This is a genomic window from Mesorhizobium sp. M0898, assembly GCF_040319695.1.
Lineage (GTDB): Bacteria > Pseudomonadota > Alphaproteobacteria > Rhizobiales > Rhizobiaceae > Mesorhizobium.
This window is the reverse complement of the sequence record NZ_JAMYOE010000006.1, coordinates 115,038-140,602: the sequence shown is the minus strand read 5'-3', so window position 1 is coordinate 140,602 and position 25,565 is coordinate 115,038. Positions and strand designations below refer to the sequence as shown.

Sequence of the window (25,565 nt, the reverse complement as noted above, 5' to 3'; positions counted from 1 at the left end):
TCCGTCAGACGCGTTCGATGATCGTTGCAGTGCCCATGCCGGCGCCGATGCAAAGCGTCACCAGCGCGGTGTTGAGGTCGCGGCGTTCCAATTCATCCAGCACCGTACCGAAAATCATCGCACCGGTGGCGCCGAGCGGATGGCCCATGGCGATGGCCCCACCATTGACGTTGATCCGGTCATGCGGAATGTCGAAAGCCTGCATATAGCGCAGCACCACCGAAGCGAAGGCCTCGTTGAGCTCGAACAGGTCGATGTCCGACAGCTTCATCTTCGCCCGCTTCAACAGCTTCTCGGTGACGTCGACGGGGCCGGTCAGCATCAGCACCGGTTCGGAGCCGATGTTGGCGAACGCACGGATGCGTGCGCGCGGCTTGAGGCCGAGCGTCTTTCCCGCCTTTTTCGAGCCGAGCAGCACGGCCGCCGCGCCATCGACGATGCCGGAGGAATTGCCGGCATGGTGGACGTGGTTGACCTGTTCCACCTCGGGATGCTTCTGCACGGCGACGGCGTCGAAGCCGCCCATTTCGCCGGGCATGACGAAGGACGGGTTGAGCGCGGCAAGCGACTGCATGTCGGTCGAGGGCCGCATATGTTCGTCATGGTCGAGGATGGTCAGGCCGTTCTGGTCCTTGACCGAGATCACCGAATTCTTGAAGCGGCCCTCGCCCCACGCCTTGGCGGCACGCTTCTGGCTTTCGACTGCGTAGGCATCGACGTCGTCGCGCGAAAAGCCGTATTTGGTGGCGATCAGGTCGGCCGAGATTCCTTGCGGCACGAACCAGCCGGGTAGGCCGACCGATGGGTCCATGAACCAGGCGCCGCCGGAGGCGCCCATGCCGACGCGCGACATCGATTCGACGCCACCGGCGATGACGACCTCGTCGGCGCCCTGCGCGATCTTGGCGGCGCCGAAATTGATGGCGTCGAGGCCCGAGGCGCAGAAACGCGATATCTGCATGCCAGGCGCCTTGGTGTCGTAGCCGGCCTCGAAAGCGGCGGCACGTGGAATGACCGCACCCGCCTCGCCAACCGGATCGACACAACCGAAGATGATGTCGTCGAGGGTGCCGGTGTCCAGCCCGTTGCGGTCGCGGATGGCCTCGAGCACCTTGGCGCCGAGCCGCACCGCCGGCACTTCGTGCAGCGAGCCATCCTTCTTGCCCCTGCCGCGCGGCGTGCGCACGGCATCATAGACATAAGCTTCGGCCATTTTCCTGCTCCTTGGGTTCGCTGAAACTCGCTCAGAGCGAGCGCCCGATCAGCAATTTCATGATCTCGTTGGTGCCGCCGTAGATGCGCTGGACGCGGGCGTCGCGAAACATGCGCGCAATCGGATATTCATTCATGTAGCCATAGCCGCCATGCAATTGAAGGCATTCGTCGACGACTTTTCCTTGCAGGTCTGACAGCCAGTATTTGGCCATCGAAGCGGTCACCGGGTCGAGGCCGCCGTTAACGTGGCGGGCAACGCAGTCATTATAGAAGACGCGGCCGATGGTCGCCTCGGTCTTCAATTCGGCAAGCTTGAACTGGGTGTTCTGGAATTCGATGATGGCCTTGCCGAAGGCCTTGCGCTCCTTGACGTAGTCGATGGTAAGCGCCAGCGCCCGCTCGACCATGGCAATAGCAGTGGTGCCGATCTGCAGCCGCTCCTGCGGCAATTGTTGCATCAACTGGACGAAGCCCTGGCCTTCGTGGTTGCCGAGCAGGTTCGAGGTCGGCACACGTACGTCGTTGAAGAACAGTTCCGACGTGTCGTTGGCCTTGAGGCCGATCTTGTCGAGGTTGCGGCCGCGCTCGAAACCCTCCAGCTCGTCGGTCTCGACGACGATCAGCGAGATGCCCTTGGCGCCCTTCTCAGGATCGGTCTTGGCAACGACGATGATGAAATTGGCGAGCTGGCCGTTGGTGATAAAGGTCTTCGAGCCGTTGAGCTTGTACTGGTTGCCGTCCTTTTCGGCGCGCGTCTTGACGCCCTGAAGGTCGGAGCCCGCACCCGGCTCGGTCATGGCGATGGCGCCGATCAGCTCGCCGGTCGCCAGCCTCGGCAGCCACTTCTTCTTCTGCTCCTCCGAGCCGTAGTGGAGGATATAGGGGGCAACGATCGAATTGTGCAGGCCAATGCCGAACCCGTCGACGCCGACATGGCCGATCGCCTCGATGATGGCGCTCTCATGCGCGAAGGTGCCGCCCGATCCGCCATATTCCTCCGGCATCGAGGCGCAGAGCAGGCCGGCAGCACCCGCCTTCAGCCAGCTCTCGCGGTCGACCATTTCGTTCTTCTCGAATTCGTCGTAACGCGGCGCGATCTCTTCCGACATGAAGCGGTGCGCCATGTCGTAAAGCATGCCGACCTCGTCCGCCGCCCAGGCGGGCTTGGGAAGGCCAAGGATTTCGGCGGGGTGGGTCATGGTTTCTCCCTCGCGCCGACGTTCCCCTCCCCCTCGAGGGGAGGGTGGCCGCGAAGCGGCCGGGTGGGGTCGCCGATGACTTGCTCGACCTTATCTTTTACAACCTGCGCCATGTGCCACGGCATTGCGATCATTTTCCTCACAGGGCATGCACCAGAATGGAGGTCGGCGCACTGCACGCAGGACCCCTCCCGGCCCTTCGGGCCACCCTCCCCTCGAGGGGGAGGGGAACGCCGAAGCTAGAACGCTTCCGCCGGCAGTGCCATCAATGTGTCGGCACCGCTGGAGATGCGGGCAAGATGCGCCGACGTCTCCGGCATGATCCGCTCTATGAAGAAGCGCGCCGTCACCAGCTTGTTGTCGTAGAAAGACGAAGCGCCGTCGGCGCCATTCGCCAATTTCGCTGCGGCCACCCTGGCCATCTGCGCCCACATATAGCCCAGCGCCACCAGGCCGAAGAGATGCATGTAATCGGTCGAGGCGGCACCGGCGTTATCGGGCTTGGCCATGCCGTTCTGCACCAGCCACATCGTCGCCGCCTGCAGATCGTTGAGGCCCTTTTTAAGCGCCTTGGTGAAGGGCGCCATCGTCTCGTCGGTGCGGTTTTCCTCGCAGAACTCTCCGACTTCCTTAAAGAAAGCCTGGACCGCGCGGCCGCCATTCAAGGCCAGCTTGCGGCCGACGAGGTCGAGCGCCTGGATGCCGTTGGCACCCTCATAGATCATGGCGATGCGGGCATCGCGGACGAACTGGCTCATGCCGTGCTCTTCTATATAGCCGTGGCCGCCGAAGACCTGCTGCGCCATTACCGCATGATCGAACCCCTTGTCGGTGAGCACGCCTTTGACCACCGGCGTCATCAGGCCGGTGTAGTCGTCTGCGACCTGGCGATCTTTGTCGTCACCGGAGCGGTGAGCGATGTCGGACTTGATCGCCGTCCACAGCGCCAGCGCGCGGCCGGCCTCGTTGAAAGCCTTCATGGTCATCAGGCTGCGGCGGATGTCCGGATGGACGATGATCGGATCGGCCTTCCTGTCCGGCGCCTTCGGCCCTGACAGCGAGCGGCCCTGCAGACGATCCTTGGCGTAGGAAACCGCATTCTGGTAGGCAACCTCAGATAGCGAAAGTCCCTGCAGGGCGACGCCAAGCCGCGCCTCATTCATCATGGTGAACATTGCTTTCAGCCCGCCATTGGCCTCGCCGAGCAGCGTGCCTTCAGCGTCGTCGTAATTCATGACGCAGGTCGAGTTGCCATGGATACCCATCTTCTGCTCGATCGAGCCACAGGAGACGGTGTTCTTCTCGCCCGGATTGCCTGAGGCATCGAGCTTGAGCTTCGGCACGATGAACAGCGAGATGCCCTTCACGCCATCCGGCGCGCCCTCGATACGGGCCAGCACCAGGTGGACGATATTGTCCGACATGTCATGCTCGCCGGCCGAGATGAAGATCTTCTGACCGGAGATCCTGTAGGTGCCGTCGCCATTGGGGACGGCCTTGGTGCGCAGCAAGCCAAGATCGGTTCCGCAGTGTGGCTCGGTCAGGTTCATGGTGCCGGTCCAGGCGCCCTCGACCAGCTTCGGCAACCATGTTGCCTTCTGCTCTTTGGTGCCATGGGTGATGATCGCAGCGATCGCGCCTTGCGTCAGGCCGGCATACATCATCAGCGACATATTGGCCGACACCATGTATTCGGCAACCGCAGTGTGCACTGCGTAGGGCAAGCCTTGCCCGCCAAACTCGACAGGTGCCGCGAGCCCCATCCAGCCGCCTTCGCGATACTGGTCGAAAGCTTCCTTGAAGCCTTTCGGCGTCGTTACCGAACCGTCGTCATGGCGCATGCAGCCTTCCACGTCGCCAACGCGGTTCAGCGGCTGCATCACGTTTTCGGCGAGCTTCGCGCCCTCGGCAAGGATGGCCTCGAGCACATCCGGCGTCGCGTCGGAAAATCCGGGAAGATTGGAATAACGCTGATATCCCAGCACTTCGTTCAGCACGAACAGCGTGTCCCGGACCGGCGCTCTGTAGATCGGCATGCGTTTCCTCCACCATGCGGTCTTGGCCCTGAAATCAGCCCCAGCATATGAGGATGGCAGACGGACCAACGTTGTGGTCGAGATAACAAATATTGACGTTTGCGTAAACGTCAATTCGGCGGTGCGGCAAATTTTTTCCCGCGCGCCAGGACGACAAACGACAAAGCACGGCAAACGACGAAGAACCGCGCAGCGAAAGCCACGCGCCTCTTATTCGTCACAAATCGAAAGCTTAGTTTAGCTCGCTACGCTGGCCTGCGGCGTCGAGCGCTCGATCAGCATTTGCCGGACGGTCGACATCGAAGCACTCAGTTCGCTGATGGCGTCGTCGATCAGCGCCCGCTGCTTCTGCAGACGGGCAAGCTGCTTCTCCGACTTGTCGAGCGCCAGCCGCAATTGCTTGGTGTTGGAGCCGTTCGGATCATAGAGGTCCATCATCTGCTTGACGTCGCGCAGCGAGAACCCGACCTTGCGGCCAAGCAGGATCAGCTTCAGCCGGGCCCTGTCGCGGCGTGTATAGAGACGGGTCGAGCCGTCGCGCTGCGGGTTGAGCAGACCCTTGTCCTCATAGAAACGCAGCGTACGCAGCGTCACTCCGTATTTCTTGGCCATTTCGCCGATGCGGACAAGCTCTTCACCGGCTTCGCTCGACATATCGTTGGTGTTGGCCGCGGCTTGGCCGGGCGAAATAAGTTTCATGGTCACTGGCTTTCCCCGTCTGGTGGCGTCGCGGTCGCCGACCTTGCGTCGCCTGAGTGAAAGCGGGGGCGTGCTTCCACTCGTGGTTTCAACAAACAAATCGCAAACGGCGTAATCCGCTCATTTACGTTTACGTCAATTCTATATCGATAGCCGCCTCACCACGCAAGAGCGTTCTGGTCTTGCAACTTTATGCCGCAGCACCAGCGGACAACCTAAAAGGTCGTTGCCGATTTCGGGAGCGATCATGCGGTTGATCAAAATTCTACAACGTCTTTTGCGCGTCCAAAAAAGACACCCGGCGCCGTCGGCAGCCAGCCGACAAAGTTGCAACTTCTTAAGCTTGGTTAACGCGTTGTTTACCACGTTGGGGCGAAATGTGCGCATGTCGGTTACCCGTGTCTATCCTGTACTGAATTTTTCACGGTTTTTCGGAGCGCGGATGAGACCGGGAAGCTCGTCTTCCACTGCAACAAGCCAAGCAGTCGCCTTCGTCCCGGCAGGACTTTGGGAACCTGGTGAAAGCCAGCAATTCTGAAACGGGCGCATTGATGAACAGCAAGCGGTCCTACCTCGATACACTCAACGCCGGCAGGCAACGCCGGCCGCACACGACGCTTGAAGAGCTCAACCGCTCCCTGGAAACTCTGGAGCAGCGGCTGGAGCGGACGCGCGAGGAGACGGCAAGCCACCCCGATCCGCGCCGACCAGCGGCAGAACCACGCTATCCCAGCGCCCAACCCTATGGCCAGCAGCGCCGGTATGAGGATCCACGCGCGCAGCGGCCGAAAGGTCCAGCAGCGGCTTTCGACCAGAATTACCAGGCGATCGCCCGCGATATCGACCGGGTGCGCGGCCAGGAGGACGGCGTCGCCCTAGCCGGCAAGATCGCCGGGGAATTGCGCGGCCTGCGCGAAGAGTTGCGCCAGCAGATGACCTCCGGCATGCAACGCGAGTTCGAGGTACTGCGGAAGAATATTGAGCGAGCCTTCCAGTCAAATGGCGGCGGCAAAGGCAGCGCCGAACTCAGCGTCGAATTCGAGCGGCTTTCCGGCGCCATCCAGACACTGGCCGAAAAAAGCGACGACAGAAGCGTCAATATGCTGCGGCTCGAGCTTGAGCAGGTCAAAGCCGCGCTCGATACGCTAGCGCGCGAGGAGAGCGTGCAGGCGGTCGGACGCCGCTGGGACGATTTCGACCGCCGCTGGAACGCTTTCGAGGATCGCGTCGAGGCCGATCAGCGCAAGCGTTCCGATGCACCCGGCCTGTCGGCGCTGACGGAGCGGCTCGAACAGATCAGCAATGCCGTCAGCAATCTGCCGGAATCGCTGTCGCTGCGCTCGCTCGAGGAAAAGGTCCGCACGCTTGCCGGAGCGGTCGACCATTTCGCCCGCCAGCAGGACAATCGCGGCGGCGACACATTCAGTCAGATCGACGAGCGGCTCGACGAGATTTCCCGCGCGATCGTCGCCTCGACGGTTGCCGCGCAAGCCAATTCGTTCGACCCCGAGCCCTTCGAACGCATCGAGAAGCGGATCGATTCACTGGCCCAGCAAATCGAAGAAGTGTCGCAGGATCGTCCGGGTCGGGAGGTCATCGACCGTCTCAACACATTGTCGAGCCGCGTGGATGAACTGGCCGGCCGAGCCAATCTGCCGGAACAGGCGATGGAGCGCCTTGCCAGGCAAGTCGCGCTTATTGCCGACAAGATCGACCACGCACCTGCCATGCCCGACGCCGACTACATCTTCCAGGGGCTCGAGCAGCGCTTCGACGTGCTGTCCAGCATGATGGAACGTCGCCAGGGCGACGCAATCGAACAAGGCAACATGCTGTTTCGCGACCTTGAGCGCCGGTTGGACGAGGTCGCCGACAGGCTAGACCAGCGCATGCCGCAGGTCGATAGCGCCGGCATCATGGATGCCATCGACGCCCGCTTCACCGCGCTGGCCAAGCGGATTGAGACGCGCGTTCCAGATCCCGCCAACGAGGCGGCGATCCGTGGCCTGGAGAGCCGGCTCGAAGACATCTCAAGCCGGCTGGATTCGTCCGCGGCACAGGTCGCCAGCATCGACCCGGCGTTGATCCGCAGCCTTGAAGCGCAGGTCGCCGGCCTGACGGCGCATCTTTCCAAGCCCGGCACGCCGCTGCCGGAATTCGACGACATCAGCCCGCGTCTCAACGAAATCGAGAAGTCGCTGGCCGGAACCCGCGATTCCATCCTCGGCGCGGCGCGCGAGGCGGCTGAGAGCGCCGTCCGCTCACTGGCCGGATCAAGCGCCAACACGGCGGCCGTCACCGGCCTCGCCCAGGACCTGAAGACGCTCGAGGCACTGACGCGGCGTTCGGACGAGCGCAATTCGAGAACGTTCGAGGCTATCCACGATACGCTGCTCAAGATCGTTGACAGGCTTGGTTCATTGGAGACGGGCGAACCGGCAAGCGCTGAGTTGAGCAAGCGTTTCGGCCGGCCATCCAAGATCTCGGTACAGGACGCACCGTCGATGGACCTCGACCAGCCGCTGCCGTTGACAGGCAGCATGGCCGATCTCGACGGCCGCGCCGCGGCGCTCGTCCGCGACGAGCCAGGTCCGCGTACGCCAGCCGAGGCCGCCGCCGCAGCAGCCCTGGCGGCTCTCGGTTCAGACACGACGCGTGAAAAATCCGAGCAAGGCGGCGGCAGGAAATCGATGTTAGGCGGGCTGGCGCGCGCCTTGAAGGGCAAGAAGGACGCCGAGATGCCGCCGCTTGCAGGCTCGGCGCAGAGCGCCGAGATACCGAGCGTCGATCTCGACGAGCCCCTCGACCCCAAGCTCGCCAACCGGCCACTGGAACCCGGCTCCGGCGCACCCGACCTCAGCGCCATCATGAAGCGCGTGCGCGACGAGCGCGGGCAGCCGACCCGGGAAGGCGGCGCTGAGGCGGCAAAATCGGACTTCATTGCGGCAGCCAGACGGGCTGCGCAAGCGGCGGCTGCCGAGGCGGACGCCCTCAAGCGCCAGTCGACGATGAAAGGCCCGGTCAAGGCACTCAGGATCGGCGACCTGCTCAAGGCGCGGCGCAAGCCGATCCTGATGGGGGCAATCGCCATCATGCTGGCGCTTGCCGGCCTGCAACTGGGCAAAGCCTTCTTCTCCGACCCGGTCGAAGTCACCAACAATGAGGCGGCACCGGCCGTGGCCGTACAGCCGGTGGAAACCAATTTGGCCAGCGTTGCCAGCGAGCCGAAGGCGGACGCGCAGACGACACCACAGGAGAGCGCGCCGTCGCCCACCGTCAGGCAGGCAGAGCCATCCGCATCGATGACCAAGGACGACACGGCGGCGCAAACCGGCCCCGCTACACCGGCAGCCGAGACATCGACGGCGCCCTCGGCTTCCGCGGAGCCCGCTGACCTGGCGGCGCAAGACACCGCGGCCGCAGTGCCCACGCCGGCAGCGGCGACGGCCAGCGACGCCGAGCCAATGGCTGCCGCGCCTGCTATAGCCACCGCTGCGACGCAGGACACGACCGGCACGGTGCCACCGGCGGATGCTGCCGCGGCAGGCGTTGCCAAGATCGACGTTCCGGCCGATGCCGGTCCGGCCGCCCTGCGCGATGCAGCGGCGGGCGGCGGCGCCAAGGCGCTGTTCGAGATCGGCTCGCGCTACGCCGAGTCTCGCGGCGTCAAAGAAGACATGGCGGCGGCGGCCAAATGGTATGAGAAAGCTGCCGAACTCGGTTTCGCGCCGGCAGAATACCGCATCGGCAATTTCTACGAGAAGGGCATCGGCGTCGCACGCGACATCAAGAAAGCGAAAACCTGGTACCAGCTTGCCGCAGCGCAGGGCAATGCCAGCGCGATGCACAATCTTGCCGTGCTGTTTGCGATGGCGGCGGATGGCGTGACCGACAATGAATCGGCAGCGCGCTGGTTCCAGGCGGCGGCGGATCTCGGTGTCAAGGATAGCCAGTTCAATCTCGGCATCCTCGCGGCGAAGGGCGTCGGCATGAAGCAGAACCTCGAGGAGAGCTACAAATGGTTCGCACTCGTCGCCAAGACCGGCGACAAGGATGCGGCGGCCAAGCGCGATGAGATCGCCAAGGCACTGAGGCCCGAGCAGCTGGAGCGTGCGCGGGCCGCGGCTGAACTGTGGAAGGCCAAGCCGCTCGATCCAGCCGCCAATTCGGCCGACGTTCCTGAATCGTGGCAGGACGGCACACCGCAGACGACCGCCGGCATCGACATGAAGAAAGCGGTCCAGAACATCCAGCGCATTCTCAACAAGAACGGCTACGAGGCCGGCAATCCCGACGGGATGATGGGCCAGAAAACCAAGAACGCGATCATGGCCTTCCAGGCCGACAACGATATGAAGGCAACCGGCGCGATCGACGAAAAGCTGGTCAAGGCGCTGCTTGCGCGTAAATAACGGCGGATGCGTCGTTTCCGCGACGCCCTTGCCACAGATTTGCCTGTTAACTGATTGAGTTGTTTTTTGTTTCGGCGGTGCGGCGAAGTTTGACTTCACGGCCCGGCCGGCGCAAGAACGAGATAGCCTTCTGACGCAAAATGCCCGCAACGGTTGCATTCGCCAGGAGGCAAACTGATCGAGACTGACGGGTGGGCATCTATCTCCCGATCGCGGAAATTTCCGTCAACATCTTCGTGCTGCTGGCCATGGGTGCGGCGGTGGGTTTCCTGTCGGGCATGTTCGGCGTGGGCGGCGGCTTTCTCATTACGCCACTGCTGATCTTCTACAACATACCGCCGGCAATCGCGGTCGCCACCGGCGCCAACCAGGTCATCGCTTCCTCCTTCTCCGGCGCCCTGTCGCACATGAAGCGCGGCACGCTCGACTTCAAGCTTGGCGGCGTGCTTTTAGCCGGCGGCATCGTCGGCTCGACTGGTGGTATCTATGTCTTTGCGCTCCTGCGCCGGCTCGGCCAGCTCGACCTGTTCATCTCGCTGCTCTACGTCGTGCTGCTCGGCACCGTCGGCGGACTGATGCTGGTCGAGAGCGTCAATGCGCTGCGCGCTACTCGCAGCGGCGCCGCACCGGTGTTGAAGAAATCCGGCCAGCATAATTGGATCCACCGCCTGCCGCTGAAGATGCGGTTCAGGGCCTCGAAGCTCTTCGTCAGCGTCATTCCGGTGCTTGGGCTGGGCGCGGCGATTGGCTTCCTGTCCTCGATCATGGGCGTCGGCGGCGGCTTCATCATGGTGCCGGCCCTGATCTACCTTTTGAAAGTGCCGACCAACGTCGTCATCGGCACCTCGCTGTTCCAGATCATCTTCACCTCGGCTTACACCACGCTGGTCCACGCCACCACCAATCAGACGGTCGACGTCATGCTCGCCTTCCTGTTGATGGCAGGCGGCGTCGCCGGCGCGCAATATGGCGCCAAGGCTGGTCAGAGGCTGCGGGGCGAGCAACTCAGGGCACTGCTGGCGCTGCTCGTGCTGGCGGTAGCCATCCGGCTTGCCATCGATCTTTTCGTCACGCCGCCCAATCTCTATTCTCTGTCCGGCGTGGGCCTGAGCTGATGGCCGGCCTAAGGACGCTCGCGGCCGCCGTCTTGCTGTCGCTGCTGGCTGCTGCGCCACCGGCGAAGGCGCAGGCGCCACTAACCGAAAACATCCAGATCGGCCTTTCCACCGACAATGTCTCGATTACCGCCGGCTTTTCCGGCGCCGACCTGACCATTTTCGGCTCACTGGAAAATGCCGATCCGCTTGTCGCGCGGCAAGGGCGCTACGACGTGATCGTCGTGCTGGAAGGCCCGGCTCGGCCGGTCGTCGTGCGCCGCAAGGACCGGGTGCTCGGCGTCTGGGTCAATCTGGAGTCGGAGACCTTCAAAAACGTACCTGTCTCCTATTCGGTGGCGACGACGCGGCCGCTGCAGGACGTCACCGATCCGAACAGCTACAAGCAGCTGTCGCTTGGCGCCTCCAACCTCTATTTGCAGCCGGCCGACGCGGAGGACAGCCCGGCGGCAATCGAGGAGTTCACCGCCGCGCTGCGCGAACGCAAGGCGGCGACCGGCCTCTACAGCGAGAATGTCGGCGGTGTGCAGTTCCTGTCGCAGAACCTGTTCCGCGCCACCGTCAGGCTCGCCCCAAACGTTCCGGTCGGCACCCATAAGGCCCGCGCCTTCCTGTTCAAGAGCGGCTTGTTCATCAAGGAAAGCTCCGCCCAGCTCGAAATCCGCAAGTCCGGTTTCGAACAGTCGATCTTCCGCGTCGCGCACGACTATTCCTTCCTCTACGGTGTCTTTGCCGTATCGCTTGCCATGCTGACCGGCTGGCTCGGAAGACTGGTGTTCAGGAAAGACTGAACTCTCGTAAAAGTGGTTTCCCTTTCCGAGGGTATGGGTTAGACCGCGACCCCCGGCCCGACCGGACACGAGCTGCTGCTCCCCAAATCAGAAATACAGGAACGCACGATGCGACCAGCATTCGCCGGGATCGACTTCGGCACTTCGAATTCCACCGTAAGCGTGGTCAGGAACGGGCAGCCGCGGCTGGTGGCGTTGGAAGACGGCCAGGTCACGCTGCCCAGTGCGGTATTCTTCAATTTCGAGGACAACCACACCTATTTCGGGCGACGCGCCCTTGCCAATTATACGGACAGTATCGAAGGCCGCCTGATGCGCTCGTTGAAGAGTGTGCTCGGCAGCTCGCTCGCCCACGAAAAGACGCGCATCAAGGCGCGCTCGATCGGCTTCATGGAGATTGTCGGCCTGTTCGTCGGCCATCTGAAAAAGAAGCTGGAAGAAGAAGCCCATGACGCGGTCGACAGCGTCGTGCTGGGACGGCCCGTGCAGTTCGTCGACGACGATGCCGAGGCCGACGCCAAGGCGGAGCACGAACTCGAAAACGCCGCTCGTGCCCACGGCTTCAAGCAGATCGCCTTCCAGTTCGAACCGATTGCCGCGGCGCTCGACTACGAACAAAAGGTGACGCGCGAGGAACTGGCGCTGATCGTCGACATGGGCGGCGGCACGTCCGACTTCTCAATCGTGCGGGTCTCGCCCGAGCGCGCCCGCTCGCTTGACCGCAAGGACGACATCCTGGCCAGCCGCGGCATCCATATCGGCGGCACCGACTTCGACCGGCTGTTGAGCATCGCCCATGTGATGCCGCAGCTCGGCCATCTCTCACCGACCAAGGATGGCAAACGTAATCTGCCGGCGAGCTACTTCATCGACCTGGCGACGTGGCAGCGCATCAACCTGGTCTATACCGCAAGGGCGATGACGCATCTGCGCCAGATCCGCTATGAGGCGGAGCGCGCAGACCTGGTCGACCGGTTCATCCACATCGTCGAGCATCGTTACGGCCACGCGCTGGCGGCACTGGTCGAAAAGGCCAAGATTGAGCTGACGGACCGATCGTCGGCCGATGTCGAGGTCGCGCTGCCGGAGGTGAGGTTCACGGCAGAAATCACGCGCAAGAGTCTCGAAGCCACCATAGCCAGGGACATTGAGCGTGTTGCGGCTACGGTCGAGCAGACCATCCGCGACGCACAGGTGAAGGCCTCGGATATCACCGCGGTGTTCTTGACCGGCGGATCGACCGCGATCCCGCTGGCCAGGCAGCAGATCCTGGCGCTGGTGCCGCAGGCGTCGGTAATCGAAGGCGATGTGTTCGGCTCGGTCGGGCTTGGGCTGGCGCTCGACGCGCAGCGGAAGTTCGGCTGATCGGCTTAAAGCGGCGCGGATCTCTCAGCTTTGCCGCCAAGATGCGCCTTGAGCGCCATCTGGGCCAGGCTTGGCTGCCGGTCGCGATGCGTGATCATGGCAAATTCGCGCTTCGGCAGATCGATCGGCACGGAACGCAGACTGCCTTCGGCGACCGCGCGCGCGACGACGAGTTCCGAAATGATGCTGGCGCCGGCGCCGGCCTCGACCGCCTGGCGAATAGCCTCATTGCTCGGCAATACCAGGAATATCTGCAGGTCCGCGAACGAAACCCCGTCGCGTCGGGCAAGGTCCTCCAGCGCCTCGCGCGTGCCCGACCCGCCTTCGCGAATGATCCAGCGAAGCCCGCCAAGGTCGGGATGTCCAGGCGAAACTTCCGCGATCTCAGGGTGCGTGCGCGCCACGACCAGCATCATGCGATCGATATCGACCTTGGCACGCCGCAAAATGTCGGATTCGGTGCGCCCCTCGACCAGGCCAAAATCGGCTGCGCCATCAAGTACATTGGTCTCGACCTGCCTGGTGTTGCCAATGCTCACGCTCAGCCTGACGGCAGGATAGGCTTCGTGGAAAGAGGCGAGCCGGCGCGGCAGCCAATAGCTGGCGATGGTCTGGCTGGCAGCTATCGAGAGACTGCCTGATATCGTCTGCGAGACATGCTCCAGCACATTGTGGGCCGCCGCAGCCCGCTCGAGGACCGCCTTGGCTTCGGGCAAGAATCGGCGTCCGGTCTCGGCGAGTTCGATGTTGCGGCCGACGCGGTTGAACAACTGGACGCCATGCTGCTGTTCGAGCGAGCGGATCGCGGCGGATGCGGCCGACTGTGAGATGCCCAGCAACTCGGCCGCTTTGGTCATGTGCGCCCGTTCGGCGACGGCGACGAAGATCCGCAACTGGTCCAGGGTCATTCCGATACTAAGAAGCAAATCCGATTGGAATTACAAGAGCAAGTTGTTAGACGGATCGGTCGCTTTGTTCTAAATTTTGGCCCGAAATTGGAAAAAAGTCGCGCCAGAGCAGTCGAGGGTAGAATTGGTGGGGCGGTTCAAATCCGTGTTTGCGCACTGGACCCGCAGCCTGCGGTGGCGGCTCGTCGGTGAACGCTATCGTCCGGAACAACATTACATGCGCGGCCCAGGTCCGAAGACGAGAGCCAAGTTAGCGGAGCGCAAGAGCATCACCGGATCATGACCAACAACCTGCTGCGCGGAGCCAATTCGGCACCATCACAACGGCCGCTTGCCGATACGCGCGCGCCCGCTGAACGCGACGGCGTCGATACGTCGCCTGATGTCTCCGACAGCATCGCCAAGACCACCTGCTATATGTGCGCCTGCCGCTGCGGCATCGACGTCCATATCAAAGACGGCAAGGTTCGGTATATCAACGGCAACAAGGATCATCCGGTCAATCGCGGCGTGCTGTGCGGCAAAGGCAGCGCCGGCATCATGCAGCATTACAGCCCGGCGCGGCTGACGAAACCATTGCTGCGCACCGGACTGCGCGGCTCGGGCGAGTTCCGCGAGATTGAGTGGGAGGAAGCTTTGTCGATCGCGACAGAACGGCTTTCGAACATCCGCCAGACCGATCCGAAGAAACTCGCCTTCTTCACCGGGCGCGACCAGTCGCAATCGCTGACCGGCTGGTGGGCGAGCCAGTTCGGCACGCCGAACTTCGCCGCCCATGGCGGTTTCTGCTCGGTGAACATGGCAGCCGGCGGCCTCTACACGATTGGCGGCTCGTTCTGGGAGTTCGGCGAGCCCGACTGGGACAACACCAAATATTTCATGCTGTTCGGGGTTGCCGAAGACCATGATTCCAATCCGATCAAGATCGGACTCGGCAAGCTCAAGGCGCGCGGCGCCAAGGTGGTTTCAATCAATCCCTGCCGCACCGGCTATAATGCAATTGCCGACGACTGGATCGGCATCCGGCCCGGCACCGACGGCCTGTTCGTATTCGCCCTCATCCATGAATTGCTGAAGGCTGGCCGCATCGATCTCGAGTACCTCTTGCGCTACACCAATGCCCACATCCTGGTCGTTCAGGAGCCTGGAGCTGTCGATGACGGGCTGTTCATGCGCAATGGCGACGGCAATCCGCTGGCTTGGGACAGGGTGGCGAAGACGCCTGTCAATGCCAGCGATGCGGACGCGAAGCCCGCATTGACCGGCAGCGTTCTCGTCGACGGCCGCCGCTGCGTGCCGGTCTTCCAACTCGTCGTCGACCGTTATCTGGACGAGAGCTATTCACCTGACGCCGTCACTGACCGGTGCGGCATCTCCGCCGACACCATCCGACGCATTGCCGCAGAACTCGCCCATGTCGCCTTCGAACAGCAAATCGAATTGCCGGTGGCCTGGACGGACTGGGCCGGCCGCCGGCACGAGACCATCAAGGGTCGCCCGGTGTCGATGCATGCGATGCGCGGCATCTCGGCCCATTCGAACGGATTTCACACTTGCCGCGCCATTCATCTGCTTCAGGTGCTTCTCGGCACGGTGGACGTGCCGGGCGGCTTCCGCTTCAAACCGCCTTATCCGCGGTCCGCGCCGCCGGGTCCAATGCCCGCCGGCAAGAATGTAAAGCCGATGACACCGCTCGAAGGCATGCCGCTCGGCTTCGTCTGCGGACCGGAGGACCTGCTGATCGATGAAGGCGGCAAGCCTGTTCGTATCGACAAGGCCTACTCCTGGGATGCGCCGCTGGCCGCACACGGGCTCATGCACACGGTTATCCGCAACGCCTGGGCCGGCGATCCCTACAAGATCGACACTCTGTTTATGTACATGTCCAACATGGCCTGGAACTCGTCGATGAATACGGTCGAGACGATGGCGATGCTGACCGATATCGATGCGTCGGGCGAGTACAAGATCCCGTTCATCATCTATTCCGACGCTTATTATGCCGAGACCGTGCCTTTTGCCGATCTGGTGCTGCCGGACACCACCTATCTCGAGCGTCATGACTGTATCAGTCTGCTCGACCGGCCGATCAGCCATGCCGACGGTCCGGGCGACGCCATCCGCCATCCGGTCGTCGAGCCGGACCGCGACGTCAGGCCGTTCCAGACGGTGCTGATCGAACTCGGCGCGCGGCTCGGTCTGCCCGGCTTCGTTCATGACGACGGCTCCGCCAAATACCGCGACTATGCCGACTACATCGTCAATCACGAGCGCACGCCAGGTGTCGGTCCGCTCGCCGGCTGGCGCGGCAAGGACGGGGCCTCGGTTGGCAAGGGCGAGGTCAATCCCGACCAGTTGCAGCGCTACATAGATAATGGCGGCTTCTGGCACCAGGATTTCGCCGCCGATCAGCGCTATTACAAGATGGCCAACCGCTCGTATCTCGAATTGGCTGAGAGCATGGGCTTCATGCCGAAGGCCGAGCCGATCGTCTTCCAACTCTATTCGGAGCCGATGCAGCGCTTTCGCCTTGCGGCGCGCGGCCATGGCGGGGTGCTGCCGCCGGAGGCGGAGCGCAGCCGCATCGAGACCTATATGGATCCGCTGCCGTTCTGGTATGCGCCCTTCGAAGAGGCTGCGGTCGACAGCCAAGCCTATCCGCTGCACGCGCTGACGCAGCGGCCGATGCACATGTACCATTCCTGGGGCGGGCAGAATGCCTGGCTAAGGCAGATCACCAGCCAGAACCGACTGTTCGTGCACTACCGGACGGCAGCCGGCCTCAGCCTTGTCGACGACGATTGGGTTTGGATCGAGAGCATCAACGGCAAGGTCAAAGGACAGATCAAGCTGGCCGACGGCGTCAACGCCGATACGGTGTGGACCTGGAACGCGATCGGCAAACGGCGCGGCAGCTGGGGGCTCAAGGACGACGCGGCCGAATCCAATCGCGGCTTCCTGCTCAACCACATCATCGGCGACCAGACCTCCGCCGATGCCAACGGCAAACGCTATTCGAATTCCGACCCGGTAACGGGCCAGGCCGCATGGTTCGACCTGCGCGTGCGCATCGTCAAATGCGCGCCCGAGGAAGCGGGCTTCACCGAACCGCAGTTCGAGCGGTTCCGCCAGCTGCCGGACTCTGAGCTCTCGCCCGACAAGCTCAGTTTCGGCGCCGAGTTCCGCATGAAAAGAGAAGCCGCGGAATGACTTGCCTTCCCACCCATACCGACAAGAAGCTCGGCCTTGTCATCGATCTCGACACCTGCGTCGGCTGCCAGGCCTGCGTTACCGCCTGCAAAGAATGGAACACCGGCGGCCATATGGCGCCGCTAACCGACATCGACCCCTATGGCGGCAATGTCGACGGCGTCTGGTTCAACCGCGTGCACAGTTATGAGCACATGACCGAGATGGGTGGGCGCACGGTCAATTTCCCACGCTCCTGCCTGCACTGCGAGACGCCGGCGTGCGTCACGGTCTGCCCGACCGGCGCCTCCTACAAGCGGGCGTCGGATGGCATCGTGCTGGTCGACGAGGACAAATGCATCGGCTGCAAATTGTGCAGCTGGGCCTGCCCCTATGGCGCGCGCGAGTTCGACACCGATGTCGGCGTGATGAAGAAATGCACGTTGTGCGTCGACCGCATCTACAACGACAATCTGGCGGAAGAAGATCGCGTGCCGGCCTGCGTCGCTGCTTGCCCAACCAGCGCGCGGCATTTTGGCGATCTGGGCGATCCGGCATCCGCTATCTCGCAACTGGTGGCCGAGCGTGGCGGTGTCGATCTGATGCCGGAAATGGGCTATAAGCCGACCAACAAATATCTGCCGCCACGTGCCCACACCACCCGCGCCGCATCGGTGCCGGCGCCAGCGCTTGAAGCGGTGCGGGCCGAAGGCGGCTTCCTCGGCTGGGTCGACCGCATGCTCTCGAACTGACCCGTGCCTTCATGCATCCAGCCTTCTCCGTCGTCTTTTTCACCACGGCCACGGGCGCCGGTTACGGCCTGCTCGCGCTGCTTGGCGTGCTCGCTGGACAGGGCTTTATCCCGCCCGATTTCTGGCTTGGCCTCACCGGCATGGGGCTGGCGCTTGGCCTGATCTCGACAGGCCTGCTGTCGTCGGCCGGCCATCTCGGCCGGCCCGAACGCGCCTGGCGTGCCTTCTCGCAATGGCGTAGCTCATGGCTGTCGCGCGAAGGTGTTGCCTCGGTCGCCACCTTCGTGCCGGCGGGACTGTTCGGTATTGGCTGGGTGGTCCTCGGCCGTACGAGCGGCTGGGCGGCTGTCGCCGGGCTGCTCGCTGCCGTCGGCGCGGTCGCAACCGTCTGCACCACCGGCATGATCTACGCGTCGTTGAAGCCGATTGCCCAGTGGCACAGCCGCTTCACCCTGCCCGCCTACCTGGTCTTTTCGGCGATGACCGGCAGCGTACTGCTCAACGCCCTGCTGCAGGGATTTGCCGCAGGCTCGAATATGCTTCTGGCGGCTGCCCTGTTGCTGACCGCGCTCGGCTGGGGTTTGAAGCTGGCGACCTGGCGATACAATGACAGGCTGGAGATCCCGACCAACGCCAACACCGCAACCGGGCTTTCCGGCGGCACGGTGCGGTCGCTGGAATGGCCGCATACCGAGGAAAACTATCTGCTCAAGGAGATGGGTTTTCGCATTGCGCGCAAGCACAGCGCTAAACTCCGCCAGATCACGCAGGTGCTGGCATTTGCTTTGCCCGCGTTGCTGCTGGTCGCAGCGTTCGCCTTGCCGTGGCCCTATGCGGCAGCACTGTCGATACTCGCCGCAATCGCCCAACTCGCCGGAATGCTGGTCGAGCGCTGGCTGTTCTTCGCCGAGGCCAAGCACACGGTCACTTTGTACTACGGCAGGTAGGTTCAGCCCGGTCTGAGCATCGCGTGGGAAATCGCGAAAATGCGCTCTGTGCCAAGCATATAGGCCATCAGCGTTTCGCGGCGGAACAGCCCGGCATAGGCGCGATCGAGCACGTTGAGCGAGCCGGTATAGGCGCCGAAAGCCGGCATGATCATGCGGCCGCCATCGCCGGCAAAGCAACGACGCCGCACCGAACGGCCTTGCTGCACGATGCGGGCGCAAGGATGCAGGTGACCTGATATCTCGCCTTCCGCCCTCACCGCCGAAGGCTCGTGCCGGAAGAGCAGAGAACCGATGGCCAATTCGCGCACGGTTTCGCCCGGCAGGTCGGCCGGTGCTTCCGGGTCATGATTGCCGGCGACCCAGAACCAGTCGCGCCCGACCATCAGCCCCTCCAGCCTTTGGCGAAAGCTCTCGTGCATACGTGCGGCGCCGCCGCCATCGTGAAAACTGTCGCCCAGGCTGATAACGATCGCAGGCTGATAATCGCCGATCACCGCCTGCAGCCGGAGCAACGTCGCACCGGTGTCGTAAGGTGGGACCAGCGTGCCGCGCCTGGCCAGTGATGAACCTTTTTCCAGATGCAGGTCGGATACGGTCAGAAGCCGGAATTCGGGAAAATAGAGCACGCCGCGACGGTCGCAGATCGCGCGTTCGCCGGCGATACGGACAGCGCCCGCATCCGCCAGAGGCGCAGCCATGGCGAGCGCGACAGTCATTTCGTCCCCATGGCCTCCTCGACCAGCGTGGCTGCATCCATCAGCAGCGTGTCATCGGCCTCGCCGTGCACCGGCATTTTGCCGATCTCGAGCATGATCGGCACGGCGAGCGGCGATATCTGCTCGAGGTTCTTATGCATGATTCGACCTTGGACGCGCGAGAGCATCTCGGCAAGTCTGCTGACATCCAAGAGACCGGTCGCGGCATCGGCACGCGTCGCCTGCAAAAGGATATGGTCGGGCTCGTGGCTGCGCAGCACGTCGTAGATGAGATCCGTCGACACGGTTACCTGGCGGCCGCTCTTCTCCTGCCCTGGGTGGCGTTTCTCGATCAATCCCGAGATCAGCGCGCAATTGCGAAAGGTGCGCTTCAACAACCAACTGCCGGCGAGCCAGGCTTCGAGGTCGTCGCCCAGCATGTCCTGATCGAATAGCGCAGCCAGCGACGGTTTCTTCGCCCTGAACATATGGCCCATATCGGCCAGCGACCATATGGCAAGCGCATAGTCGGTGGCGACAAAGCCGAGCGGCTTGGCTCCCGCCCTGTCGAGGCGGCGGGTGAGCAGCATGCCGAGCGTCTGGTGCGCCAGCCTGCCCTCGAACGGATAGGCCACCAGATAGTAGCGGTTGCCGCGCGGAAAGGTCTCGATCAGCAGATCGTCGCGTTTCGGCAGCACCGACTTGTCGGCCTGAAAGCGTAACCAGTCGGCGACCTGCTCCGGCAGCTTCTTCCAGCGCTGCGGATCGTCCAGCATGGCGCGGACCTGTTCGGCCAGGTACGTCGAAAGCGGGAATTTGCCACCACCGTAATACGGCACCTTGGCGTCGCTGCCGGGTGCATTCGAGACAAAGCACTCATTCTCGCGGATACCTTCGAAGCGCAGCACCTTGCCGGCGAACATGAAGGTGTCGCCATGCGTCAGCGTTTCGAGGAACGCCTCCTCGATTTTGCCCAGAACCCGGCCGCCACGCGAAGCCGCGCCTCTGCTGCCGGCCTGGACATAGCGGACGTTGAGCGCCGGCACTTCGATGATGGTGCCGACATTGAGCCGGTATTGTTGGGCGACGCGAGGATTTGAGACCCGCCACAGCCCGTCCTTGTTGAGACGAATACGGGCGTAGCGTTCATAGTTCTTCAGCGCATAGCCGCCAGTGGCGACGAAATCGATGACGCGATCGAATGTCGGGCGATCGAGATCGGCATAGGGTGCTGCCGTCCGCACCTCCTCGAACAGCGCATCGGCATGGAACGGCGCACCGCAGGCACAGCCCAGCACGTGCTGCGCCAGGACGTCGAGCCCGCCATCGACCAGCGGCGGCGTATCCTGGGCACCGAGATAATTGGCGTCGAGCGCCGCCCTGCATTCCAGCACCTCGAAGCGGTTGGCCGGTATCAGGATCGCCTTGGACGGCTCGTCCATACGGTGGTTGGCGCGGCCAATGCGCTGCGCCAGCCGGCTGGCACCTTTCGGCGCGCCGACATGGACGACCAGGTCGACATCGCCCCAGTCGATGCCGAGGTCGAGCGTCGACGTGGCGACGATGGCGCGCAGGGCGTTCTCGCCCATCGCCTTTTCGACACGCCGGCGCTGCGCGACGTCGAGCGAGCCGTGATGCAGCGCGATCGGCAAGGTCTCCTCGTTGACCCGCCACAACTCCTGGAACAGCAACTCCGCCTGGCTGCGCGTGTTGACGAACAGCAGGGTTGTCTTGTGGCGCTTGATCTCGTTGTAGATTTCCGGCGTTGCGTAGCGGGCCGAATGTCCCGCCCACGGCACGCGCTCCTCCGAATCGAGAATGGAGATGTCGGGCTTGGCGCCGCCAGTGACGACGATTAGTTCGGCCATCGGCCCCGGTGGATTCTGGCTGACCAGCCAGCGCCGCAATTCATCAGGCTCGGCGACCGTCGCCGACAGGCCTATCGTCTGCAGGGCGGGCACAAACGAGCGCAGCCGGGCCAGCCCGAGCGACAGGAGATGCCCGCGCTTCGAGGTCACCAGCGAATGCAATTCGTCGAGCACGACATAGCGCAGGTCCTCGAAGAAGCGCCTGGCATCGGGCGCGGCAATCAGCAGCGCCAATTGCTCGGGCGTGGTCAGGAGAATGTCGGGCGGCGCCAGCTTCTGCCGCTGGCGCTTGTGTGCGGGCGTGTCGCCGGTGCGCGTCTCGACGGTGACCGGCAGCCCGATTTCTTCGACGGGTTTGCCGAGATTGCGCTCGATGTCGACGGCCAGCGCCTTCAGCGGCGAGATGTAGAGTGTGTGGATGCCTCGATGCGCCTGCCCCGGCCTTCTCCTCGGCCGGCCGGCCAGTTCGGTCAGCGATGGCAAGAACCCGGCCAGCGTCTTGCCGGCGCCGGTCGGGGCGATCAGCAATACCGACCGGCCGCCCTGGGCTTTGGCCAGCAAATCGATCTGGTGGGCGCGCGGCGACCAGCCCTTTTCCGCAAACCATTTGACAAATGGCTCGGGCAGGACGACGGCGGCATTCTGTTCGGCAAGGCGCGGCTGCTCTGTCACGCGCCAGACGTAGCGCGGCGGCGCGCAATCGCCAAGCAGAATCAGAACAAAAGGTGATCGATTCGCGCTACGGCCGGCGAAACCCGGTCGGTCCGCCATAGAGATAGCCGATACGGGCGACCGCCTCCCTCAGTCCTTCACGCGACACCAGCATGGTGTGGCCGTTGGCGTGGATCATGGTCTCCGGATCTGTCATGATCGCGACGTGGCCTTTCCAGAAGACCAGGTCGCCGCGCCGCAACCCGGCAAAATCCGGCCCGGGTTCGAGCGGCTCGCCGACGGTCGCCGCCTGCATGTCGGTGTCGCGCAGCACTTGCCTGCCAGCCATGTGCATTGCAAGTTGCACGAGACCGGAACAATCGATGCCGAAGCCGGAGACGCCGCCCCACAGATAGGGCGTGCCGAGAAACGCCTCGGCGACCGCGACGTAGTCGGGATGAACCTCGGCGACCGGCCTGAGATGACCCGAGATGACCGCCTGGCCGGACGGCAGCAGAGCATAATGCGTGCCGCGCGTTTCCGCTGAGCCCGTCACCGCCACCAATGACCCCATCGAGAGCTCCCCGCTCACCGGGAACCGCAAATCCGGTCCCGGATAGAGGAAAGTGCGCGGCACCGAGACAACATGGGTGGGCGCATGCTCCCGACCGCCCAGCACGGTGTCGGCGACATAGCCGACATAGCCGTCGCGCTCGGCCTGTATCCAGGCCCAGCCCTCAACGTCCTCGAAGACGAGGACGTCTTCGCCGAACAGAAGCTGGGTATCGACGCCGGCGTCCGGGCGCGGCGCCTTGCGGATGTCGGCGACGGAGGCTGATATGCGAGCCGGCCGGCCGGCGACGAAACGGTCGGCGGCGACCTCGCCTCGCAGCCTGGCGTCGGCGAGATCGGAGCGGAAGGCATGGAGGCGGGCATCCCTGGCGGTCAAATCGGCAACTCGTTCAAATTGGCAACTCTTGGGCTCTGGCAATGATAACATCGCCAAAGCGCTCGACAAAGAGCGCGCCTTCGACTGTGCGCCTGACCAGCACGTTGCGCTTGTCGAGCTTGTCGCGGTGCCGCGACACCAGTTTCAGCGCCCCCATCGTATCGAGCGCACGGGTGATCACCGGCTTGGTGACGTTGAGGCGGGCGGCTAACCCCCGTACCGTGTGGGGCGGCGGATCGAGATAGATGGTGAACAGGATCGCCGTCTGGCGCATGGTGAGATCGGGCGCGTCGTCGCGCACCTCCGACAGCACCACCTGTTGCCATAGTCGCAACGCCTGGCTTGGACGCATGATAATCGACATCCGTCCAGCATGACGGAAAATTGTTTCGGTTCCGTTTCAGTCAATAACCTTCGTCGGCTATGCCCGAGAATCAGCCGTAGCGGTTCGAAATGACCTGCTCCAGCGCCCGGATGCCTTGCGCTTCGCCACCGGCAAGGCCGTGCGGGCGGTCGAACGGGTTCCAGGCGAAGATGTCGACATGCGCCCAGCCGGCGGTCTTTTCCACGAAGCGCTTCAGGAAAAGCGCCGCCGTGATCGAGCCGGCGAAACCGTCCGGCGTGACGTTGTTGACGTCGGCCACCTTCGACGCCAGCTTGGCGTCATAGGGCTTCCACAACGGCATCCGCCATAGCGGATCCTCGACCGCAACGGAGGCGTCCGCCAGCTCGGATGCAAGCGTCTCGTCACCGGTATAGAACGGCGGCAAGTCGGGACCGAGCGCAACACGGGCAGCGCCTGTCAGCGTTGCCATATCGACCAGCATCTGCGGCTCTTCGTCATCGGCCAAGGCCAGGGCATCGGCGAGCACCAACCGTCCTTCGGCGTCGGTGTTGCCGATTTCGACGGTAATGCCCTTGCGGCTCACCAGCACGTCGCCTGGCCGGAAGGCGTTGCCGGCTATCGAATTCTCGACAGCCGGGATGAGCACGCGCAGCCGAACCTTCAACCCGGTGGCCATGATCATGGAAGCGAGACCCAGCACGTTGGCAGCGCCACCCATGTCCTTCTTCATCAAAAGCATGCCCGAGGACGGCTTGATGTCGAGACCGCCTGTATCGAAGCAGACGCCCTTGCCGACCAGCGTTATCCTGGGGGCATTGTTCGGCCCCCAAATCATGTCGATCAGGCGTGGCGCGTCGGCAGAAGCCCGACCGACGGCGTGGATCATCGGAAAGTTGGCGGTAAGAAGATCGTCGCCTTTGGTCACCGATATTTCGGCCTTGTGCGTCGCGGCCAAGGTCCGGGCGGCCTTCTCCAACTGCCCGGGGCCCATATCGCTGGTCGGCGTGTTAACCAGATCGCGCGCCAGGAAAATGCCATCGGCGAGGCGGCGGATGCGGGCGGCGTCGGTGCCTGCCGGCAGCGCGAGGCGAAGCGTCTTGCCTGGCTTCTTGCCGTAGCGGGTGAAGACATAGCCGCCGAGCGCCACGGCGAGTGCCGTAAGCTCCGGCTTGGCCGGTGCGGACGCAAAATGCCACTCGCCTGCGGGCAAGGCTCTCGCTAGTGCGCCGATGGCCAGTGCGCCCTCGCCATCACCGGTGCCGAACAGGGCTCCGGCAATCGCGCCGTTGTCGCCAGGCACGATGAGCGTCCTGCCGGCCTCGCCGGAAAAGCCGTTGGCCTTGGCCCAGGCGACCGAGGATGGCGCAAGGCCCGCCGCCGCCAGAGCATCCTTCGCCACCAGATGGACCGGCAGCGCATTGCTCAATTCTTTCTCGACGAGTTCGACAGGCATTCGCTGGCCTCCGGCTTCCGAGTCGGCGTTTCTTAACTCTCCGTTAGGGTTAACAGAATATTTCTGCGGGAGGAAAGATGACCTCGCAAATGGTCACGCGCATGAACGGAGCCCTGGTGCCGATGCCGACCAACCGCAGGATGAACGCCAGCGCAAATAGGCTGATCACCACGGCGTTGATGATGGTGCTTGCTGCAGGCGTCGCCGGCTGCGGAACCAGCAAATTGACGACTGGCTCGATTTCTCGTCCAAGCGGCAAGCCGCTGGAAACAATGTCGGCGGGCGAACTGCACAACGCTACGATGGCGCTCGGCCAGTCCTATTCGAAAAACCCCAGCGACAAGCGGATCGCGACAAATTATGCCGCGGCGCTGCAGATGGACGGCGACGCAGACCAATCGCTTGCGGTGATGCGCAAGCTGGCGATCGCCTTGCCGAAGGATCGCGACGTGCTCGCCGCCTATGGCAAGGCGCTTGCCGCCAACGGACAGTTCGAGCCGGCACTCGATGCCGTGCGCCGCGCCCAGACGCCCGAATATCCTGACTGGAAACTGGTATCGGCGGAAGCTGCTATTCTCGACCAGCTCGGCCAGAAGGATGAGGCTCGCCAAGGCTATCGCAAGGCGCTTGACCTCAGGCCGAACGAACCGTCGATCCTTTCCAATCTCGGCATGTCGTACGTGCTGGAAGGTGATTTGCGCACAGCCGAAACCTATATGCGCTCAGCCGCCCAGCAGCCGAATGCAGATAGCCGCGTCCGCCAGAACCTTGCGCTGGTCGTCGGTCTGCAAGGCCGTTTCGACGAGGCAGAGAAGATCGCCTCGCAAGAGCTGTCGCCGGATCAGGCGCAGGCTAACGTCGCTTACCTTCGCCAGATGCTGGCGCAGCAGAATGCCTGGAGCCAGCTCAAGGACCAGGACAAGGCAAAGCCCGCCACCAACTGACCGCTTCGAGCGCCTAACCGGCGCGCGA

Annotated in this window: 18 protein-coding genes; 8 read left to right on the top strand and 10 right to left on the bottom strand. The window is 63.3% G+C overall.

The features are described from left to right. Positions 1 to 4 precede the first annotated feature (4 nt). From NKH90_RS10445 to NKH90_RS10430, 4 genes are all read right to left on the bottom strand, one after another. Entirely contained in the window at positions 5 to 1,213 is a 1,209-nt protein-coding gene (locus NKH90_RS10445; RefSeq protein ID WP_352819271.1) for an acetyl-CoA C-acetyltransferase, read from the bottom strand. A 31-nt stretch (positions 1,214 to 1,244) separates the two neighbouring features. Then, entirely contained in the window at positions 1,245 to 2,414 is a 1,170-nt protein-coding gene (locus NKH90_RS10440) for an acyl-CoA dehydrogenase family protein (RefSeq protein WP_352819269.1), read from the bottom strand. Positions 2,415 to 2,653: 239 nt separating this feature from the next. After that, a complete protein-coding gene (locus NKH90_RS10435; RefSeq protein WP_352819267.1) occupies positions 2,654 to 4,450 on the bottom strand; it encodes an acyl-CoA dehydrogenase in 1,797 nt (598 codons plus the stop codon). A gap of 237 nt (positions 4,451 to 4,687) precedes the next feature. After that, positions 4,688 to 5,149 carry a MerR family transcriptional regulator gene (locus NKH90_RS10430; protein WP_023677331.1) on the bottom strand — a complete coding sequence of 154 codons (462 nt, stop codon included), beginning with the start codon at positions 5,147 to 5,149 and terminating at the stop codon, positions 4,688 to 4,690. A 551-nt stretch (positions 5,150 to 5,700) separates the two neighbouring features. On the opposite strand from NKH90_RS10430, the gene NKH90_RS10425 reads away from it, so the two are divergent. From NKH90_RS10425 to NKH90_RS10410, 4 genes are all read left to right on the top strand, one after another. After that, positions 5,701 to 9,561 carry a peptidoglycan-binding protein gene (locus NKH90_RS10425; protein WP_352819265.1) on the top strand — a complete coding sequence of 1,287 codons (3,861 nt, stop codon included), beginning with the start codon at positions 5,701 to 5,703 and terminating at the stop codon, positions 9,559 to 9,561. A 191-nt stretch (positions 9,562 to 9,752) separates the two neighbouring features. Continuing rightward, positions 9,753 to 10,676, top strand: a complete 924-nt coding sequence (locus NKH90_RS10420) for a sulfite exporter TauE/SafE family protein (RefSeq protein WP_023676949.1) — start codon at positions 9,753 to 9,755, stop codon at positions 10,674 to 10,676. Beyond that, positions 10,676 to 11,467, top strand: coding sequence for a TIGR02186 family protein (locus tag NKH90_RS10415; RefSeq protein ID WP_352819263.1), 792 nt, complete (start codon positions 10,676 to 10,678; stop codon positions 11,465 to 11,467). Before NKH90_RS10420 ends, NKH90_RS10415 begins: the two co-directional genes overlap by 1 nt. 108 nt (positions 11,468 to 11,575) lie before the next feature. Beyond that, positions 11,576 to 12,832 (top strand): Hsp70 family protein, encoded by a 1,257-nt coding sequence (locus NKH90_RS10410; protein WP_352613908.1) that lies wholly within the window; start codon positions 11,576 to 11,578, stop codon positions 12,830 to 12,832. A gap of 5 nt (positions 12,833 to 12,837) precedes the next feature. Here the strand turns inward: NKH90_RS10410 and NKH90_RS10405 are convergent, their stop codons facing one another. Then, positions 12,838 to 13,740 carry a LysR substrate-binding domain-containing protein gene (locus NKH90_RS10405; protein ID WP_352613907.1) on the bottom strand — a complete coding sequence of 301 codons (903 nt, stop codon included), beginning with the start codon at positions 13,738 to 13,740 and terminating at the stop codon, positions 12,838 to 12,840. A gap of 279 nt (positions 13,741 to 14,019) precedes the next feature. Here NKH90_RS10405 and NKH90_RS10400 point away from each other — a divergent pair, with 279 nt between their 5' ends. From NKH90_RS10400 to NKH90_RS10390, 3 genes are read left to right on the top strand one after another with little or no spacing between them, the layout of a single operon-like run. Beyond that, complete coding sequence (locus tag NKH90_RS10400) at positions 14,020 to 16,950, top strand: molybdopterin oxidoreductase family protein (RefSeq protein ID WP_352819261.1); 2,931 nt, start codon at positions 14,020 to 14,022, stop codon at positions 16,948 to 16,950. Then, positions 16,947 to 17,681: a 4Fe-4S dicluster domain-containing protein gene (locus NKH90_RS10395; RefSeq protein ID WP_352541286.1), complete on the top strand. Its 735-nt coding sequence runs from the start codon at positions 16,947 to 16,949 to the stop codon at positions 17,679 to 17,681. Before NKH90_RS10400 ends, NKH90_RS10395 begins: the two co-directional genes overlap by 4 nt. An 11-nt stretch (positions 17,682 to 17,692) precedes the next feature. Then, the gene (locus tag NKH90_RS10390) at positions 17,693 to 18,628 is read left to right on the top strand and encodes a dimethyl sulfoxide reductase anchor subunit family protein (protein ID WP_352819260.1); all 936 of its coding nucleotides are present in this window, start codon (positions 17,693 to 17,695) and stop codon (positions 18,626 to 18,628) included. 2 nt (positions 18,629 to 18,630) lie between these two features. Here NKH90_RS10390 and pdeM read toward each other — a convergent pair whose 3' ends face one another. The 5 genes from pdeM to NKH90_RS10365 form a co-directional block, all read right to left on the bottom strand. After that, complete coding sequence (gene pdeM / locus NKH90_RS10385; RefSeq protein WP_352819259.1) at positions 18,631 to 19,347, bottom strand: ligase-associated DNA damage response endonuclease PdeM; 717 nt, start codon at positions 19,345 to 19,347, stop codon at positions 18,631 to 18,633. Further along, complete coding sequence (locus NKH90_RS10380; protein WP_352819257.1) at positions 19,344 to 21,866, bottom strand: ligase-associated DNA damage response DEXH box helicase; 2,523 nt, start codon at positions 21,864 to 21,866, stop codon at positions 19,344 to 19,346. Before NKH90_RS10380 ends, pdeM begins: the two co-directional genes overlap by 4 nt. 67 nt (positions 21,867 to 21,933) lie before the next feature. After that, positions 21,934 to 22,845, bottom strand: coding sequence for a C40 family peptidase (locus tag NKH90_RS10375; protein ID WP_502893817.1), 912 nt, complete (start codon positions 22,843 to 22,845; stop codon positions 21,934 to 21,936). Further along, positions 22,808 to 23,158 (bottom strand): MarR family winged helix-turn-helix transcriptional regulator, encoded by a 351-nt coding sequence (locus tag NKH90_RS10370; RefSeq protein ID WP_352819255.1) that lies wholly within the window; start codon positions 23,156 to 23,158, stop codon positions 22,808 to 22,810. Before NKH90_RS10370 ends, NKH90_RS10375 begins: the two co-directional genes overlap by 38 nt. A gap of 70 nt (positions 23,159 to 23,228) precedes the next feature. Beyond that, the gene (locus NKH90_RS10365) at positions 23,229 to 24,593 is read right to left on the bottom strand and encodes a leucyl aminopeptidase family protein (RefSeq protein ID WP_352819253.1); all 1,365 of its coding nucleotides are present in this window, start codon (positions 24,591 to 24,593) and stop codon (positions 23,229 to 23,231) included. A 122-nt stretch (positions 24,594 to 24,715) separates the two neighbouring features. Between NKH90_RS10365 and NKH90_RS10360 the strand changes: the two genes are divergently transcribed. Then, on the top strand, positions 24,716 to 25,537 hold the full coding sequence (locus NKH90_RS10360; RefSeq protein ID WP_352470190.1) for a tetratricopeptide repeat protein: 822 nt from the start codon (positions 24,716 to 24,718) through the stop codon (positions 25,535 to 25,537). Positions 25,538 to 25,565: the final 28 nt, after the last annotated feature.

Bases quoted from the DNA above. Each gene is read 5' to 3' on its own strand.
- NKH90_RS10445 (WP_352819271.1), bottom strand. From the start codon at position 1,213: ATGGCCGAAGCTTATGTCTATGATGCCGTGCGCACGCCGCGCGGCAGG.
- NKH90_RS10440 (WP_352819269.1), bottom strand. From the start codon at position 2,414: ATGACCCACCCCGCCGAAATCCTTGGCCTTCCCAAGCCCGCCTGGGCG.
- NKH90_RS10435 (WP_352819267.1), bottom strand. From the start codon at position 4,450: ATGCCGATCTACAGAGCGCCGGTCCGGGACACGCTGTTCGTGCTGAAC.
- NKH90_RS10430 (WP_023677331.1), bottom strand. From the start codon at position 5,149: ATGAAACTTATTTCGCCCGGCCAAGCCGCGGCCAACACCAACGATATG.
- NKH90_RS10425 (WP_352819265.1), top strand. From the start codon at position 5,701: ATGAACAGCAAGCGGTCCTACCTCGATACACTCAACGCCGGCAGGCAA.
- NKH90_RS10415 (WP_352819263.1), top strand. From the start codon at position 10,676: ATGGCCGGCCTAAGGACGCTCGCGGCCGCCGTCTTGCTGTCGCTGCTG.
- NKH90_RS10410 (WP_352613908.1), top strand. From the start codon at position 11,576: ATGCGACCAGCATTCGCCGGGATCGACTTCGGCACTTCGAATTCCACC.
- NKH90_RS10405 (WP_352613907.1), bottom strand. From the start codon at position 13,740: ATGACCCTGGACCAGTTGCGGATCTTCGTCGCCGTCGCCGAACGGGCG.
- NKH90_RS10400 (WP_352819261.1), top strand. From the start codon at position 14,020: ATGACCAACAACCTGCTGCGCGGAGCCAATTCGGCACCATCACAACGG.
- NKH90_RS10395 (WP_352541286.1), top strand. From the start codon at position 16,947: ATGACTTGCCTTCCCACCCATACCGACAAGAAGCTCGGCCTTGTCATC.
- NKH90_RS10390 (WP_352819260.1), top strand. From the start codon at position 17,693: ATGCATCCAGCCTTCTCCGTCGTCTTTTTCACCACGGCCACGGGCGCC.
- pdeM (WP_352819259.1), bottom strand. From the start codon at position 19,347: ATGACTGTCGCGCTCGCCATGGCTGCGCCTCTGGCGGATGCGGGCGCT.
- NKH90_RS10375 (WP_502893817.1), bottom strand. From the start codon at position 22,845: ATGTTATCATTGCCAGAGCCCAAGAGTTGCCAATTTGAACGAGTTGCC.
- NKH90_RS10370 (WP_352819255.1), bottom strand. From the start codon at position 23,158: ATGTCGATTATCATGCGTCCAAGCCAGGCGTTGCGACTATGGCAACAG.
- NKH90_RS10365 (WP_352819253.1), bottom strand. From the start codon at position 24,593: ATGCCTGTCGAACTCGTCGAGAAAGAATTGAGCAATGCGCTGCCGGTC.
- NKH90_RS10360 (WP_352470190.1), top strand. From the start codon at position 24,716: ATGCCGACCAACCGCAGGATGAACGCCAGCGCAAATAGGCTGATCACC.